At 71.4% G+C, this 15343-nt stretch carries 17 protein-coding genes; 11 read left to right on the top strand and 6 right to left on the bottom strand.

Features of this window, described 5'->3' with window-relative positions; translation table 11 throughout:
• The first annotated feature begins 6 nt into the window (after nt 1-6).
• The 8 genes from SD460_RS14135 to SD460_RS14100 all read left to right on the top strand — a co-directional run bounded on the left by SD460_RS14135 (nt 7) and on the right by SD460_RS14100 (nt 6760).
• Nucleotides 7-1371 carry a WS/DGAT/MGAT family O-acyltransferase gene (locus SD460_RS14135; protein WP_290049511.1) on the top strand — a complete coding sequence of 455 codons (1365 nt, stop codon included), beginning with the start codon at nt 7-9 and terminating at the stop codon, nt 1369-1371.
• Between the two features lie 127 nt (nt 1372-1498).
• Nucleotides 1499-1585, top strand: a complete 87-nt coding sequence (pqqA, locus tag SD460_RS14130) for a pyrroloquinoline quinone precursor peptide PqqA (RefSeq protein ID WP_086864059.1) — start codon at nt 1499-1501, stop codon at nt 1583-1585.
• A 1-nt stretch (nt 1586) separates the two neighbouring features.
• Entirely contained in the window at nt 1587-2276 is a 690-nt protein-coding gene (pqqC, locus tag SD460_RS14125) for a pyrroloquinoline-quinone synthase PqqC (RefSeq protein WP_290049513.1), read from the top strand.
• Nucleotides 2273-2539, top strand: coding sequence for a pyrroloquinoline quinone biosynthesis peptide chaperone PqqD (gene pqqD / locus SD460_RS14120; protein WP_290049515.1), 267 nt, complete (start codon nt 2273-2275; stop codon nt 2537-2539). The genes pqqC and pqqD overlap by 4 nt, the downstream gene beginning before the upstream one ends.
• Complete coding sequence (gene pqqE / locus SD460_RS14115; RefSeq protein WP_290049516.1) at nt 2530-3594, top strand: pyrroloquinoline quinone biosynthesis protein PqqE; 1065 nt, start codon at nt 2530-2532, stop codon at nt 3592-3594. Before pqqD ends, pqqE begins: the two co-directional genes overlap by 10 nt.
• Nucleotides 3591-4418 carry a pyrroloquinoline quinone biosynthesis protein PqqB gene (gene pqqB, locus SD460_RS14110; RefSeq protein ID WP_290049518.1) on the top strand — a complete coding sequence of 276 codons (828 nt, stop codon included), beginning with the start codon at nt 3591-3593 and terminating at the stop codon, nt 4416-4418. Before pqqE ends, pqqB begins: the two co-directional genes overlap by 4 nt.
• 46 nt (nt 4419-4464) lie before the next feature.
• Nucleotides 4465-4986, top strand: coding sequence for an ArsR/SmtB family transcription factor (locus tag SD460_RS14105; RefSeq protein ID WP_290049519.1), 522 nt, complete (start codon nt 4465-4467; stop codon nt 4984-4986).
• A gap of 547 nt (nt 4987-5533) precedes the next feature.
• A complete protein-coding gene (locus tag SD460_RS14100) occupies nt 5534-6760 on the top strand; it encodes an MFS transporter (RefSeq protein WP_438860531.1) in 1227 nt (408 codons plus the stop codon).
• Here SD460_RS14100 and SD460_RS14095 read toward each other — a convergent pair.
• Genes SD460_RS14095 through SD460_RS14085 form a run of 3 tightly spaced genes read right to left on the bottom strand, consistent with a single transcriptional unit; the run spans nt 6757 to nt 9439 of the window.
• A complete protein-coding gene (locus SD460_RS14095) occupies nt 6757-7014 on the bottom strand; it encodes a hypothetical protein (RefSeq protein WP_290049521.1) in 258 nt (85 codons plus the stop codon). The genes SD460_RS14100 and SD460_RS14095 overlap by 4 nt on opposite strands.
• A gap of 56 nt (nt 7015-7070) precedes the next feature.
• Entirely contained in the window at nt 7071-8444 is a 1374-nt protein-coding gene (locus SD460_RS14090) for an amidase (RefSeq protein ID WP_318306223.1), read from the bottom strand.
• Nucleotides 8441-9439 carry a D-2-hydroxyacid dehydrogenase gene (locus SD460_RS14085; protein WP_290049525.1) on the bottom strand — a complete coding sequence of 333 codons (999 nt, stop codon included), beginning with the start codon at nt 9437-9439 and terminating at the stop codon, nt 8441-8443. Before SD460_RS14085 ends, SD460_RS14090 begins: the two co-directional genes overlap by 4 nt.
• A 104-nt stretch (nt 9440-9543) precedes the next feature.
• On the opposite strand from SD460_RS14085, the gene SD460_RS14080 reads away from it, so the two are divergent.
• From SD460_RS14080 to SD460_RS14070, 3 genes are all read left to right on the top strand, one after another.
• Nucleotides 9544-10284 carry a maleate cis-trans isomerase family protein gene (locus tag SD460_RS14080; RefSeq protein ID WP_290049526.1) on the top strand — a complete coding sequence of 247 codons (741 nt, stop codon included), beginning with the start codon at nt 9544-9546 and terminating at the stop codon, nt 10282-10284.
• A gap of 134 nt (nt 10285-10418) precedes the next feature.
• On the top strand, nt 10419-11165 hold the full coding sequence (locus SD460_RS14075; protein WP_318306222.1) for a maleate cis-trans isomerase family protein: 747 nt from the start codon (nt 10419-10421) through the stop codon (nt 11163-11165).
• Nucleotide 11166: 1 nt separating this feature from the next.
• Entirely contained in the window at nt 11167-11886 is a 720-nt protein-coding gene (locus SD460_RS14070) for a GntR family transcriptional regulator (protein ID WP_290049529.1), read from the top strand.
• Nucleotides 11887-12223: 337 nt separating this feature from the next.
• Here SD460_RS14070 and SD460_RS14065 read toward each other — a convergent pair whose 3' ends face one another.
• Genes SD460_RS14065 through SD460_RS14055 form a run of 3 tightly spaced genes read right to left on the bottom strand, consistent with a single transcriptional unit; the run spans nt 12224 to nt 15273 of the window.
• Nucleotides 12224-12694 (bottom strand): DUF4262 domain-containing protein, encoded by a 471-nt coding sequence (locus SD460_RS14065; RefSeq protein WP_290049530.1) that lies wholly within the window; start codon nt 12692-12694, stop codon nt 12224-12226.
• Nucleotides 12695-12754: 60 nt separating this feature from the next.
• Nucleotides 12755-13813: a tartrate dehydrogenase gene (locus tag SD460_RS14060; RefSeq protein WP_290049531.1), complete on the bottom strand. Its 1059-nt coding sequence runs from the start codon at nt 13811-13813 to the stop codon at nt 12755-12757.
• Complete coding sequence (locus SD460_RS14055; RefSeq protein ID WP_290049533.1) at nt 13810-15273, bottom strand: NAD-dependent succinate-semialdehyde dehydrogenase; 1464 nt, start codon at nt 15271-15273, stop codon at nt 13810-13812. The genes SD460_RS14060 and SD460_RS14055 overlap by 4 nt, the downstream gene beginning before the upstream one ends.
• Nucleotides 15274-15343 lie beyond the last annotated feature (70 nt).

The raw sequence follows: 15343 nt of genomic DNA, 5'->3' as shown, positions 1-15343 counted from the left end.
TGTCCCATGGCGATGATGCCCGTGACCGACTCGATGTTCCTCCTGGTCGAAACGCGCGAGCATCCGATGCACGTGGGCGGTCTGCAGCTCTTCAAGAAACCCGACGGCGCCGGGCCGGACTACCTGCGCGACCTCCGCCGGAACCTGCTCGAATCCGACAACATGCGCTCGGTGTTCCGGCGCCGCCCGGCCCGTCCGGTCAACACGATGGGACACGTGGCCTGGTCGACCGACGCCGACCTCGAACTCGACTACCACTTCCGGCACTCCGCACTGCCCCAGCCGGGCCGCATCCGCGAACTGCTGGAACTCACCAGCCGCTGGCACAGCACCCTGCTCGACCGGCACCGGCCACTCTGGGAGACCCACCTCATCGAGGGGCTCGCAGACGGCCGGTTCGCCGTCTACACCAAGGTCCACCACGCGCTGATGGACGGCGTCTCCGCGCTGCGCCAGCTGCAGGGCACGCTCTCGGACGACCCCACGGACCTCGATTGCCCGCCCTGGTGGGGCAGCCGGCGCAAGCCCGGCGAAGGCCGCGTCAAGCGCCCGCGGTCGTTCCTGCAGACCGCGGGCAAGACCGCCAGCCAGCTCGCGAGCCTGGCGCCGGCCGCGATGAAGGTCGCGCGGGAGGCGTTCGGTGAACACACGTTAACGCTGCCCGGACAAGCACCGCGCACGATGCTCAACGTGCCGATCGGCGGCGCGCGGCGGTTCGCGGCGCAGTCGTGGTCGCTGGAGCGGGTCCGGAAGGTCGCCACCGCCGGCGGGGTGTCGCGCAACGACGTCGTGCTCGCGATGTGCTCGGGCGCGCTGCGGGACTACCTCATCGAGCAGCGGGCGCTGCCGGACGCGCCACTGGTCGCGATGGTCCCGGTGTCGCTGCGCCGTCAGAACGACCCCGGCGAAGCGTCGGGCAACAACATCGGCGCACTGCTGTGCAACCTCGCCACCGACCTGCCGGACGCGGGCAAGCGGCTCGTCACGATCCACCAGTCGATGCGCAACGGCAAGCGGTTGTTCTCGGAACTGACGCCGTTGCAGACGTTGTTGTTATCCGCGGTTAACGTCGCGCAGCTCGGCGTCTCGCCGATCCCGGGCGTCGTCAACAACACGCGGCCGCCGTTCAACCTGGTGATCTCGAACGTGCCCGGTCCGCGCAAGCAGATGTACTGGAACGGCGCCCAGCTCGACGGCATCTACCCGGCGTCGGTGCTGCTCGACGGCCAGGCCGTGAACATCACGCTGACCAGCAACGGCGACAACCTCGACTTCGGCGTCACGGGCTGCCGCCGGAGCGTGCCGCACCTGCAGCGGATCCTGACGCACCTCGACACGGCGCTGGTCGAACTGGAAGCGGCGGTCCGGTAGCCCGCTGACCGGCACCGCACTGCGCCATCGGAAGGAAACTTTCCGAACCTCCCGGCCAAACCCTGGCCAGCCGGCTCGCCGCGCTCTTACCGTGACGGCGATCAGTTCCCGGGAGAGGAGCAGGAAAATGACCGAGGTGTGGACGACTCCCGACTTCGTCGAATACGAAACGCCCATGGAGGTCACCGCCTACGCGGCTCGCATGGCGGACTGACGTGCCCGTCGAGCCGCTCGCGGAAAGCGCATTCATCGCGGCCCTGCGCGGTCTTTCGCACCGGTACTGGGGCACGCACCCGTTCCACCACCGGCTGCACGCGGGCGAGCTCGACGCGCACGAACTGCGGATCTGGGCCGCGAACCGGTGGTACTACCAGCAGGTGCTGCCGCAGAAGGACGCGGCGATCATCAGCAACTGCCCACTGCCGGAAATTCGGCGCCAGTGGCTCGACCGGATCGTCTACCACGACGGGACGAGCGCCGGGAGCAGCGGCACCGAACGCTGGCTGCGGCTCTGCGAAGCGGTCGGTCTCGACCGCGAAGAGGTGCTCGACGAACGTCACGTCGCGCCCGGAGTGCGGTTCGCCGTCGACGCGTACGTGACTTTCGCGCGCACGAAACCGTGGTGGGAAGCGGTCGCTTCGGGACTGACGGAGATGTTCGCCGGCCACCTGATGCGGCAGCGCGTCGCGGACATGCTCGCACACTATGCGTGGATCGCGCCGGCGGACCTCGCCTACTTCACCGACCGCATCGACAAGGTCGCCGGCGAAGGCAAGGACACGCTCGACATCGTCGTCCGCCACTGCGTGACGCGCGAACAGCAGGACCGGGCGATCGCCGCGCTGTCGTTCAAGTGCGACGTCCTGTGGTCGGTGCTGGACGCCGTCGAACGGGCGGCGCGGTGATCACGGCGGGCTCGGTGCCGCAGCTCCGGCGCGGTGTCCGATTGTCCTTCGACCACGTCCGGGAGACGCACGTGCTGCTGTTCCCGGAGGGCGTCCTGGTGCCGAACGCGACCGCGGCCGCAGTGCTCGAACTCTGCGACGGCGCCCGCAGCGTCACAGACATCACCGCCGTGCTGGAGAAGCGCTACTCCGGCGTCCGCGCGCAGGACGTCCTCGACGTGCTGGCGCGGCTGGGCGAACGGCGGGTCGTCGCATGGACGTGACGCCGCCGCTGGGCCTGCTGGCCGAGCTGACCCACCGCTGTCCGCTGCACTGTCCTTATTGCTCCAACCCGGTGGAGCTGACCAAACGGGACGCCGAACTGTCCACCGCGGACTGGCTGTCGGTGCTCTCCCAGGCCCGCGAGCTGGGTGTGCTGCAGGTGCACATGTCCGGCGGCGAGCCCCTGCTCCGGCCGGACCTGCCCGAGCTGGTGGCGCACGCGAGTTCGCTCGGCTGCTACGTCAACCTGGTCACTTCCGGGCTCGGGCTGACGTCCGCGCGGCTGTCCGGTCTCGTCGAGCACGGGCTGGCGCACGTCCAGCTGTCCGCGCAGGGCGCGACAAGGGAACGTTCCGACCAGCTCTCCGGCGCGCGGGCGTTCGACCACAAGCTCGCCGCGGCCGCCGCGGTCAAGGCCGCCGGGCTGCCGCTGTCGCTCAACGTCGTGCTGCACCGGCGCAACCACGACCAGCTCGCCGGGATCATCGCGCTGGCCGAGACGATGGGCGCGGACCGCCTGGAGCTCGCGAACACCCAGTACTACGGCTGGGCGCTGCGCAACCGCGACGCGCTGATGCCGACGTCCGAGCAGCTCGCCGTCGCGGAACCGATCGTGCGCGCGGCCGTCGCGCGGCTGCGGGACACGATGGAGATCGTCTACGTCGTCGCGGACTACCACGAGCCGTTCCCGAAGCCGTGCATGTACGGCTGGGGTGCGCGGCAGCTGACCGTGGCGCCGGACGGGACCGTGCTGCCCTGCCCGGCGGCGTCGGCGATCTCGACGCTGCAGTTGTCCTCGGTGCGGGACACGCCGCTGGCCGACATCTGGTACCGCTCGGAGTCGTTCAACGCCTACCGCGGCGAGGACTGGATGTCCGAGCCGTGCCGCACGTGCGACCGCCGCGGGCTCGACTTCGGCGGCTGCCGCTGCCAGGCGTTCCTGCTCACCGGCGACGCGGCGGCGACCGACCCGGTGTGCTCGCGCTCGCCGCGCCGGGACGTCGTCGACCTGGTGCTGGCCCGGCCCCCGGCCGCCGACCTGGTGATGCGCCGGTGAAGGTGATCCTGCTCGGCACCGCGGCGGGCGGCGGCTGTCCGCAGTGGAACTGCGCGTGCCGGCTCTGCACGGCCGGACTGCCGCCCCGGACGCAGGACTGCGTCGCGATCAGCGCGGACGGCGCCGGCTGGTACCTGCTCAACTGCTCCCCGGACATCCGCGCGCAGATCCTCGGGACGGCCGCGCTGCGCGCCGGACCGGGCCCGCGGGACATCCCGCTGCGCGGGGTGCTGCTCACCGACGCCGAACTCGACCACTCGCTCGGCCTGCTGATGCTGCGCGAGGCGGGCGGGCTCCCGGTGTGGGCGCCGGACGCGGTGCTGCGGGCGCTGACCCCGTTCCGCGAGATCGTCGACGGCTACGGCGGCTGGACCTGGTCGCCCCCGGCGGACCTGCCGGGACTGCGGGTCCGGGTGCTGCCGGTGAGCGACAAAAAGCCGAAGTACGTCGCATCGGATCGGGCTGGGCCGTGGGTGGTCGCCTACCGGATCGAAGACCCCGCGACCGGCGGCGTGCTGGTGTACGCGCCTTGCCTGAAGAGCTGGCCCGCCGGGTTCGACGCGTTCGTCGCGGACGCGGACCTCGTGCTGCTGGACGGAACGTTCTACGCGCCGGACGAGATGGCCGGGGTCGGCGGTCCGGACCAGCTCGCGATGGGGCACCTGCCGATCACCGCGAGCCTGCCCCGGATCACCGGACGGCCGTGGGCGTTCACCCACCTCAACAACACCAACCCGGTACTGGACCCGGCGTCCACCGAACACGCGGCCGTACTCGCCGCGGGCGCCCTGCTGCCCGCGGACGGCACGGAGTTTTCGCTCTAGACGAGACCCCCAAATAACTCTTTGACGGTCGTGGCAGACTGACCCCATGCCGCACGACCACCTCCGGGTTCTGGCCCACCCGCTCCGCATGCGCATCCTGTCGCTCCTGACGGGCACGACGATGAGCGCGGCCGAAGCCGCGCGCGAACTCGGCGAGACGCAGGCGAACACCAGCTACCACATCCGCCGCCTCCACGACGCGGGCCTGCTGGAGGTGGCCGAGGAAGTCACCATCCGCGGCGGCCGCGCGAAGCGCTACCGGCACGACCCGGAGTCGGGCAAGCGCCTCACGAGCCGCGATCCGGGCGAAGAGCGACTGCTCACGAAGGCGATCGCGGCAGAGCTGCTGCGCCGCGCGGACCAGCGGGCGGGCAACCGGCCGGCTTCGCTGACCGACGCCGAGCTGTGGGTGGCACCGGAGGTCTGGACGCGGTTGCTGAAGCAGGCGACCGAGCTCAGCCAGGAGCTGCACGACTCGGCCCAGCCACCCCGCACACCGGGAACGGTCCGGGTCAGCGCCAGCGTCGCCCTGTTCGAGCTGACGACCGGACCGGCGGAACCACGGTGAGCGCGTTGCCCGCGCCGACGACACCCGGTGGCCGCGCCGCTCCAACCGGCGGCAACTCGGCGATCGCGCTGTCCGTCCCGCCAGCACCTCGGGCCGCGCCGTCCAAACCGGCAGCACCTCGGCGACCGCGTTGTCCGCCCCGCCGACCCGCGTGGCCGCACCGCCCGAACCTGCAGCACCTCAGTGAGCGCGTTGTCCGCCCCGCCGACCCGCGTAGCCGCGCCGCCCGAACCGGCAGCACCTCAGTGACCGCGCTGTCCATCCCGCCGGCCCCCGGCGGCCGCGCCGCTCCAACCGGCGGCAACTCGGCGACCCCACTGCTCGTCCCGCCAGCACCCCGTGGCGGCGCCATCCGAACCGGCAGCACCTCGCCGACCGTGTTGTCCGTCCCGCCGACACCCGGTGGCCGCACCGCCCCAAACCGGCAGCACCTCAGTGAGCGCGTTGTCCGTCCTGCCGGCCCCGGTCGCCGCACCTCCCGAACCGGCGGCGCCTCGATGACCGCGCTGTCCCGCACCAACCGTCCCCACTCTCCGGAGCCGCTCCCGTGATCCCCCTGCTCGCCCCGCTGCGCGAAGGCCGCTTCCGCGCTCTCGTCATCGGCCGGACGTTCGCCGACTTCGGCAACGCCGTCGCGCCCTTCGCGCTCGCCTTCGCCGTCGTCGACCTGACCGGGTCGGCCGTGGACCTCGGGATCGTCGTCGGCGCGCGGTCGCTGGCGAACGTGCTGCTCGTGCTGTTCGGCGGGATGCTGGCCGACCGGTTGCCGCGGTCGGTGATCCTGCAGGGCACCGAAACCGCCGCCGCGCTCACCCAGGCCGCCATCGCCGCGAGCGTCCTCTGCGGCTTCGCGTCCATCCCGCTGCTGGTCGGGCTCAGCCTGGTCAACGGCGCCGTCTCGGCGATCTCCCTCCCCGCGGCCGCCTCGCTGACGCCGTTGACCGTTCCGGCGTCGCAGCTCGCGCAGGCGAACGCGCTGGTCCGGCTGCTCTCCAACGTCGGCCGCATCGCCGGGGCCGGGCTCGCCGGGATCCTTGTCGCCTTCGCCGGGTCCGGCTGGGCGCTCGGCGGCAACGCGGTGCTGTTCCTCGCCGCCGCGCTGGCGTACCGCCGGATCCGGCTGCCGCGTGGCGAACGGGTTCCCGGGAGCCGTCCGCTCGCGGAGCTCGGCGAAGGCTGGCGCGAGTTCCGCGCGCGGTCCTGGGTGTGGCTGGTGGTGCTGCAGTTCATGGTGGTCAACGCGGTGAACGCGGGTGCGCTGCTGGTGATCGGCCCGCTGGTCGCCGACGACACCTTCGGCCGCACCGGCTGGGGGCTCGCGCTGGCCGTGCAGACGGCCGGGGCGCTGCTCGGCGGCGTCGTCGCCGCGCACTGGCAGCCGCGGCGGATGCTCCTGATCGGCGTCGCGCTGACCGCGGTCGACGCGCTGCCGATCCTCGCCCTCGGCAAGACCCCGTACCTGCTGCCGCTGCTGTTCGCGATGTTCCTCGCGGGTGTCGCGATCGAGCAGTTCGCCGTCGCGTGGGACGTGTCGCTGCAGGAGAACGTCCCGCCCGAGAAGCTCGCCCGGGTGTACTCCTACGACATGCTCGGCTCGTTCGTCGCGATCCCGCTCGGCCAGATCGCCGCGGGCCCACTGGCCGAGCACGCCGGCCGCGAAGCGACGCTCCTCGGCGGCGCGGCCCTCGTCGTCGCGGCGACCGCTGTCGTGGCGGTCAACCCGCAGGTACGCGGCCTGGTCCGCCGGCGCCGGAGCTCGGCGGACCTCGCCTAACGGCCCGCGCGGGGCTCCGGGGTCAATTCGCGGTGGCCGTCGAGACGCCACCAGTTCTCCAGCGTCTCGCGCAGCGCCTTCAGCAGCTCGCCCCCCGTTTCCAGGGGCACCAGAGCGGCCTTGCCGTCGTCCACGCGCAGGGCCGCCGACAAGCGGTCGCCCTGCTCGACGAGGCCGACCACCACCCGGGTGGGCCGCCCGGTCGAATCGGTGGTCGGGATGGCTCGTTCGTAGCGCCAGCCTTCAGCGTTCACCCGGCCGACAGTGGCACAGCCCTTCCCGCTCCGGCCCCGGTTTCACCCTAAGGAGATCACCACGGCCGCACTTCCTCCAGCAGCTTCGCGACGGCGAGCACGAGGTCGTCCGAGTGCCGCGGGCCGACGATCTGCAGGCCCACCGGCAACCCCGCCGACGTCCGTCCCGCCGGAACGCTGATCGCCGGCTGCTGCGTCATGTTGAACGGGTACGTGAACGGCGTCCACTCCGGCCACTCGCTCAGCCCGCTGCCCGGCGGCACGTTGTGGCCCGCCTCGAACGCCGCGATCGGGAGGGTCGGGGTGATCAGCACGTCGTAGCGGGTGTGGAACTCGCCCATCAGGATGCCCAGCGCCGCCCGCTCGGCCGTCGCGTCGAGGTAGTCGCTCGCGCTCCACGTCTTGCCGAGCTCCCACACCTTGCGCAGGCCCGGGTCGGTCCGTTCCTCGGAACCCGGCGGGAACGTGCCGAGCAGCTTCGCCGCGCCCGACGACCACAGGACGTCGAACGCCGGTTTCGGGTCCGCGAAGCCGGGATCGGTCTCCTCGACGTGCAGGCCCGCGTCGCCCAGCGCGCGCACGGCGGAGGCGACGATCTCCGCCACCTCCGGGTCGACGTCGACGTAGCCGAGCGTCGGCGAGAACGCCGCGATCAGGCCGCGCACGTCCCGCCGGACGGCTTCGCGGAACGACCCGACCGGCGGTGCCAGCGCGGCCGGATCGCGGTGGTCCGGGATCGACAGGACGTCCAGCAGCAGCGCGGTGTCGTCCACCGAGCGCGCCATCGGACCGGCGTGCGAGAGCGGCCCGAACGGGCTCGCCGGGTACAGCGGGATGCGGCCGTGGGTCGGCTTGAGCCCGACGATGCCGCAGAACGACGCCGGGATCCGCACCGAGCCGCCGCCGTCGGTGCCGACCGACAGCTCGCCCATCCCGGCCGCGACCGCCGCGGCGCTGCCGCCGCTCGACCCGCCCGCCGTCTTGGACGGGTCGACGGGGTTGCGCGTGATGCCGCACAGCGGGCTGTCCGTGACGCCCTTCCACGCGATCTCGGGCGTGGTCGTCTTGCCCAGCAGCACCAGGCCCGCCTCGCGCATCCGCGCGGCGACCGGGCTGTCGACGTCCCACGGCTGGTCCGGGCTGATGCTCCGCGAGCCGCGGACGGTCGGCCAGCCCTGGGTCAGGAACATGTCCTTGATCGAGGCGGGCACACCGTCGAGCCAGCCGATCGGGTTCCCGTCCCGCCAGCGGATCTCGGACGCCTTGGCCTGCTCCAGCGCCCGGTCGGCGTCGACGAGGCAGTAGGCGTTGCACTCGCCGTCCCGGGCTTCGATGGCCTGCAGCGCGTTCTGCGTCGCCTCGATCGGCGAAAGCTCGCCGGTCGCGTAGGCGGCGACGAGCTCGCTGGCGGTCAGCATCCTGTCGTTCATCCGGCTCCCTGGTTCCCCGACGGCACGTAGCCGAGCGTCTTGTCGACGACATTGCGCAGCGGCTCCCCGGCACGCCAGCGGCGGAAGTTCTCCGCGAACACCTCGACCAGCGTGTTCCGCCAGCCGACGAAGTCACCGGACATGTGTGGCGAGACCAGCACGTCCGGCATGCTCCACAGCGGGCTGTCCGGCGGCAGCGGCTCGGTGTCGAACACGTCGAGCGCGGCGCCCGCGATGGTCTTGCTCCGGAGCGCTTCCACCAGTTCGGACGTCACCACCAGCTCGCCCCGGCCGACGTTGACGAACCGCGCCGACGGCTTCATCGCGGCGAACGCGCGCGCGTCGAACATGCCCTTGGTGTGCTCGGTCAGCGGCGCGACGGCGACGACGTAGTCGGCGTGCGGCAGCACCTCGGTGAGCCGCGCGGACTCGTGCACGACGCCGAAGTCGGGGTCCCCGGTGCGCTCCCGGCGCCCGGCGCCTCTCACCCGCATCCCCACGGCGCGCAGCAGCCGCGCGATGGCCCGGCCGATCGGCCCGGTGCCGACGACCACCACCTCGCGTCCGGCGATCCGCTCGCTCTCCCGGTGCAGCCAGCGACCCTCGCGCTGCAGGTCGTGCGACCGCGCGAAGTCCTTCGCGAAGGCGAGGACGACCCCCAGCACGTACTCCGCGATCGCGTCGTCGAAGACGCCCCGCGAATTGGTCAGGACCACGTCGCTCTCCACCAGCCCGGGGAACAGCACCGGGTCGACGCCCGCGCTCGCGATGTGCAGCCAGCGCAGGCGATCGGCCGCGTGCCAGGCTCCCGGCACGGCCGTGGAGAGGAAGTCGTAGACGAACAGCGCGTCGGCTCCGGACAACGCTTCGGCCAGGCCCGCCGCGTCCGTGTAACGCACGACCGCCCCGGATTCGACAGCACGCATGTCCGGTGGGCGGTGCTCGCCGCAGAGCACGGCCAGGACCGGCGCTTCCTGGTTTTCCGAGGCGATCACGTTGACACGGTAAAAGCGGCTCGTATGATTGTCAACAATCCGAGGAACGACCCCCGGAGCACCGGACGTGTCATCAAGTTCAGACGTATTCCGGAGGCTGAGCCTTGGATTTCGACTTCCTGGCGTTCGACGGCCCGCTGGCCCAGCGGGGCATCGGCATCATCGCCCCGTTCGACCTCGCGCTGGAGCGCGAGCTCTGGCGGTGGGTCCCGATGGAGGTGTCCCTCCACCTCGCCCGCACGCCGTACGAGCCCGTGCCGGTCAGCATGGAGATGGCCCGCCTCGTCAGCGACAGCCACCACCTGGCCAGCGCCACCCGCGACGTCCTGCACGTCGAGCCCGAGGTCGTCGCCTACCTCTGCACGTCGGGCAGCTTCGTCAACGGCGTCGACTACGAGCGCTCGCTGACGAAGGCGATCTGCGACGCCGGCGCGCCGGACGCCGTCACCACCTCGGGCGCGCTGGCCGAGGTGCTGCACCAGCTCGACCTCCACCGCGTCTCGGTGCTGACGCCCTACGACGGCGACCTCACCAAGGCACTGCACGACTTCCTCGGCGAGCTGAACGTCGAGACCGTCGCCAGCGACCACCTCGGGCTCGGCGGTGGCATCTGGAAGGTCAGCTACCGGACCATCGCCGAGCGCATCCTCGCCGCCGACCACGGCGAGGCCGAGGCGATCTTCGTCAGCTGCACCAACCTCCCCACGTACGACCTGATCGAGCCGCTGGAGGCCGCGCTCGGCAAGCCGGTGCTCACCGCCAACCAGCTGACGATGTGGGCGTGCCTGCGGCGGATGAACCTCCCGATCGTCGGACCCGGGAAGTGGCTTCGTGAGGTGTCGTGAGGGAACGCGCCCGCCCGGCGCCCGGAGCGACCTCGACGTGGACGAACATGTCGGAGAGCGCCCGGCAGGTCGTGAAGGTTTTCCTTGACCACCCCTCTAGCATTGTCGACAATTTGCGTCCCTCCGGAGGTTCCGTGACCACCATCGGCTTCATCTACCCCGACCACGCGGCCGAAGACGACTACCCGTTGGCCGAGCAGCTGCTCGGCGGGATGGCCGCCGACGAGGGCGACATCCGGCTCGCGGTCGAACACATCTACGGCACCGACAAGCACGCGGTGGCCGAACTGCTCGACCTCGGCAGCGAGAGCCGCCTCGCCGATGGCGCCGCCCTGCTCAAGAAGCACGAGCCCGACGCGATCATCTGGGCCTGCACCAGCGGCAGCTTCGTCTACGGCTGGGACGGCGCCCGCGACCAAGCCGACCGCCTGGCCGCCGTCTCCGGGGTCCCGGCCTCCAGCACCTCCTTCGCGTTCGTGCACGCCGCGCGCGCACTGGGTGTCAAGCGGGTCGCCGTGGCCGCCAGCTACCCGGACGACATCGCCCGGCTGTTCGTCGACTTCCTCAAGTCCGGCGGGATCGAGGTCGTCTCGATGGCCAGCGCGGACATCATCACGGCCGCCGAAGTCGGCGCCATGAGCCCGGAGGCCGTCGTCGAACTCGCCGTGCGCCACGACCACCCGGGCGCCGACGCCGTCCTCGTGCCCGACACCGCCATGCGGACGCTCGGCGAGATCAACGCCATCGAAGCCGCACTGAAGAAGCCCGTGCTGACCGCCAACCAGGTCACGGTGTGGGAGGGGCTGCGCCTGACCGGCCAGCACCGCCTCGTCCGCTCGCTCGGCGCACTCTTCCGGCACCTGCCGGACGGGAGCGCCTGACATGGCCCTGCCGCCCGGCATGCTGCCCGAGATCGAGCCCGTCAGCCGCGAGTCGACGGCCGCCGTCATCGCTCGTCAGCTGCGTGACGCGATCATGACCGGCGCCCTCCCGCCCGGGACCCAGCTCGGCGAAACCGAGCTGGCCGCACGGTTCCAGGTGTCACGGGGGCCGCTCCGGGAGGCCATGCAGCATCTGGTCTCCGAGGGACTCCTGCGCAGCGAGCGGCACCGCGGGCTGTTCGTGATCGACCTCGAACCCGGGGACGTCTACGACATCTATGCAGCTCGAACGGCGATCGAACGCGCCGCCATGCTTCGCGCCCTGCGTGGCGGAGACCGTGACCGGATCGCGGACCTGCTCGAACACACCGTCGCGGAGATGGCGACCGCCGCGAGTGAAGACGATCCGAACGCGCTCTCCACCGCGGACCTCAAGTTCCACGAGGCCCTCATCGGCGCTTCCGGCAGCAAGCGGCTCGTCCGGATGGCCCGGACGCTCCTCATCGAGACGCGGATGTGCCTCACCGCGCTGCAAAGCACGTACCAGCGGGTCGAAGAGCGCGTGGAAGAGCACACGAAGCTCATCCAGGCGCTGCGGGACGGCGACGAGGAGACGGCGCTGGCGCTCCTCGAGGCGCACATGGAGGACGCGGTGCAGCGGCTCGCGCCCGGCACCAGCCTCCGGGACGGGCACGCGCCGCCGGTACCGGGAAACGCGTGACCGGAAGGCCGCCAGGCGCGATCGCAGGGGCGACACGCGGATCGTGACGGACGGCCCCCGCACCTCGTCGTCCGGATCGTCCGCCCAGGCACCGGATTCCTCCGCCGGCGCGGCAGGCTCATCCGCCCGCCCCACCGGCTCGTCCACCGGCGCGGCCGGCCGAGCGGCCGATCCGTCTTCCCAGCCGGCGGGTTCGTCCGCCAAGGCGCCTGGCTCGTCCACCCGAGCCGGCTCGTCGATCCGGACGGTCACCATGCCCACCCGGCTGGACGGCACGCGGGCGTGGACGGCGGGCACGGGTACCGGGAAACAGTTCCTGGGTATGGCACACGGGCAATCAGCAGGCACGGCGCACCCCCAGCACCGGCTGGCCGCCCCGGCCGTCGCGGAAGTCGGGCGACCACGGCCAGCGGCCGCGCTCGTCCGCGTGAACCAGTTGCAGCGCCCGGATTTCCGGGCCGTACAGGGCGACCGCGAACACCAGGTGCGCCGACGGCTCCGTCAGCGGGACGACCTCGACCAGTGGACCGTCCCGCAGCGGAATGCGTTCCCCCGGCTCGGGCGGCGACGCGTGCAGTGCGTGCGACGCCAGGTCGTTGAGCAGTTCGGCGGCTTCCTCGAGCGGTAAGCCGGTCGTGACCAGTTCGGGCAGGCCGTACCCGCTGAGCCCGATCGTGTAGGCCCACGGCGGGTAAAGCTCGTTGCCCTCCACGCCTTGCACGAGCCAGCCCCGGTCGGCCACCTTCTCCTGGAGCATCGCCAGGTAGTCGGACTGTGGCCGATCCGGGTTTTCGCATTGCCAGCACATCGGTTTCTCCTCCCCCTCGGTGGGCTTGTGGCCACCGTGCCGGAGGGCACCGACAAAAACTCAGCCCAGTGCTTCGGCCACTGCCGTGCCGAGCCGTTCTGTGGTATCCGTGCCGCCGAGGTCGGGGGTGCGCACCCGGCCCTCGTCGAGGACGCGGTCCACGGCGGCGCGGATCGCTTGCGCGGCAACGGTTTCGCCCAGGTGTTCGACCAGCATCGCGGCCGCCAGGATCTGCGCCACGGGGTTCGCGATCCCCTGTCCGGCGATGTCCGGAGCGCTCCCGTGGACCGCCTCGAACATCGACGGGGATTCACCCGATGGGTTGATGTTGCCGGACGGCGCCATGCCGAGCCCGCCGGTGATCGCGGCCGCGAGGTCGCTCAGGATGTCGCCGAAGAGGTTCGACGCCACCACGACGTCGAGCCGGTCCGGCGCCTGGACCATCCGCGCGGCCAGCGCGTCCACGTGCATCTGTTCACTGTGTACATCCGGGAATTCCGTGGCGACCTCGGCGAAGATCTCGTCCCAGAACGGCATCGAGTGGATCAGGCCGTTGGACTTCGTCGCCGAGCAGACGCGCGAAGACCGCGTACGCGCCAGCTCGAAGGCGTACCGGATGATCCGTTCGACGCCGACGCGCGTGAACACCGATTCCTGCAGCACGAACTCGTCCGGCCGCCCGGCGTTGTGCCGCCCGCCGATCGCGGAGTACTCCCCTTCGGAGTTCTCGCGGACGATGACCAGCTCCAGCTCCTCGGCCTTCCGCCCGGCCAGCACGGACGTCGTGCCCGGCAGCAGCCGCACCGGGCGCAGGTTGACGTACTGCTGGAACGCGCGCCGCAGCGGGATCAGCAGGCCCCACAACGAAACGTGGTCCGGGACGCCGGGGAAGCCGACCGCGCCGAGCAGGATCCCGTCGTACGCCGAGAGCTGCGCGACGCCGTCTTCCGGCATCATCGCGCCGAGTTGCGCGTACCGTTCGCAACTCCAGTCGAATTCGTTCCACTCCAACGAAAAACCGAAGAGCGCGGAAGCCCGGTCGAGGACCTTGCGGGCCTCGACCGTGACGTCCACGCCGATCCCGTCGCCGGGGATGCTCGCCAGGCGGTAGGTCGTCACAGGGCCACCGCGATGTACTTGGTCTCCAGGAACTCCTCGATGCCGACCGTGCCGCCCTCGCGGCCGAGCCCGGACTGCTTGATCCCGCCGAACGGCGCCGCCGGGTTCGACACGATGCCCTGGTTCAGGCCGATCATGCCGGCTTCGAGCGCCTCGGACACGCGCAGCGCGCGCTTGAGATCGCTGGTGTAGAGGTAGGAAACGAGGCCGAACTCCGTGTCGTTCGCCTTCGCCACCGCCTCTTCCTCGGTGTCGAACGGCGTGATCGGCGCGACCGGCCCGAAGATCTCCTCGTGCGTCAGCCGCGCGTCCTGCGGGACGTCGACGAGCACGGTGGCCTGGTAGAAGTGGCCCGGACCGTCGACCGCGGAGCCGCCGGTGAGCACCTTCGCGCCGCGGTCGGTGGCGTCCTTGACCAGCTCCGTCACCTTGTCGACGGCCTTGTCGTCGATCAGCGGGCCGACGACGACGTCCTTCTCCGTGCCGCGGCCCATCGGCAGCGCCTGCATGCGCTCGGTCAGCCGCCGCGAGAACTCCTCGACGACGCCGCGCTGCACGTAGAACCGGTTCGCCGCGGTGCACGCCTCGCCGATGTTGCGCATCTTCGCCTGCATCGCGCCGTCGATGGCCGCGTCCATGTCGGCGTCGTCGAAGACCAGGAACGGCGCGTTGCCGCCCAGCTCCATCGAGGTGCGGAGGATCTTGTCGGCGCACTGCTCCAGCAGCTTGCGGCCGACGCCGGTGGACCCGGTGAACGACAGTTTACGTGCGCGGCCGTCGCGGATCAGCGGCTCCATCACGCCGCCGGAGTCGCTGGTCGTGACGACGTTGAGCACGCCTTCGGGCAGTCCGGCCTCGGCGAGGATGCCGGCCAGCGCGAGCATCGACAGCGGCGTCTGCGCGGCGGGCTTGATCACCGACGTGCAGCCCGCGGCGATCGCCGGCCCGATCTTGCGGGTGCCCATCGCCATCGGGAAGTTCCACGGCGTGATCAGCAGCGTCGGGCCGACCGGCTGCTTCGTGATGAGGAACCGGCCGGCGCCGTTCGGCGCGGTCGCGAAGCCGCCGTCGATCCGGACGGCCTCCTCGGCGAACCAGCGGAAGAACTCGGCGGCGTACGCGATCTCGCCCTTCGACTCGGCGAGCGGCTTGCCCATCTCGAGCGTCATGAGCAGCGCCAGCTCTTCCTGGCGCTTCATCAGCAGCTCGTACGCGCGGCGCAGGATCTCACCGCGCTCCCGCGGCGCCATCTTCGCGAAGTCCGATTGCGCGGCGACGGCGGCGTCCAGTGCCGCGAGGCCGTCCGCCGGGGAGGCATCGGCGACCTGGCACAGCTCCTTGCCGGTGGCCGGGTCGACCACCGGGAACGTCTTCCCGGACCCGGCGGCGACCCACTTGCCGCCGATGAACAGTTCCTTGCCGACCGCGTCGACGACGCCGGACTCGGTGCTCGCGCTCATCCCGACTGCTCCTCACGTGTTGTCCCGAGGGCCATGCTATGGATATTGTCAACAATCGACAACCCGCTCA

The sequence above is a fragment of the Amycolatopsis solani genome (genome assembly GCF_033441515.1).
Taxonomy (GTDB): Bacteria; Actinomycetota; Actinomycetes; order Mycobacteriales; family Pseudonocardiaceae; genus Amycolatopsis; species Amycolatopsis solani.
The sequence above is the reverse complement of the archived record's forward strand: the minus strand, read 5'-3'. Positions and strand labels throughout refer to the sequence as shown.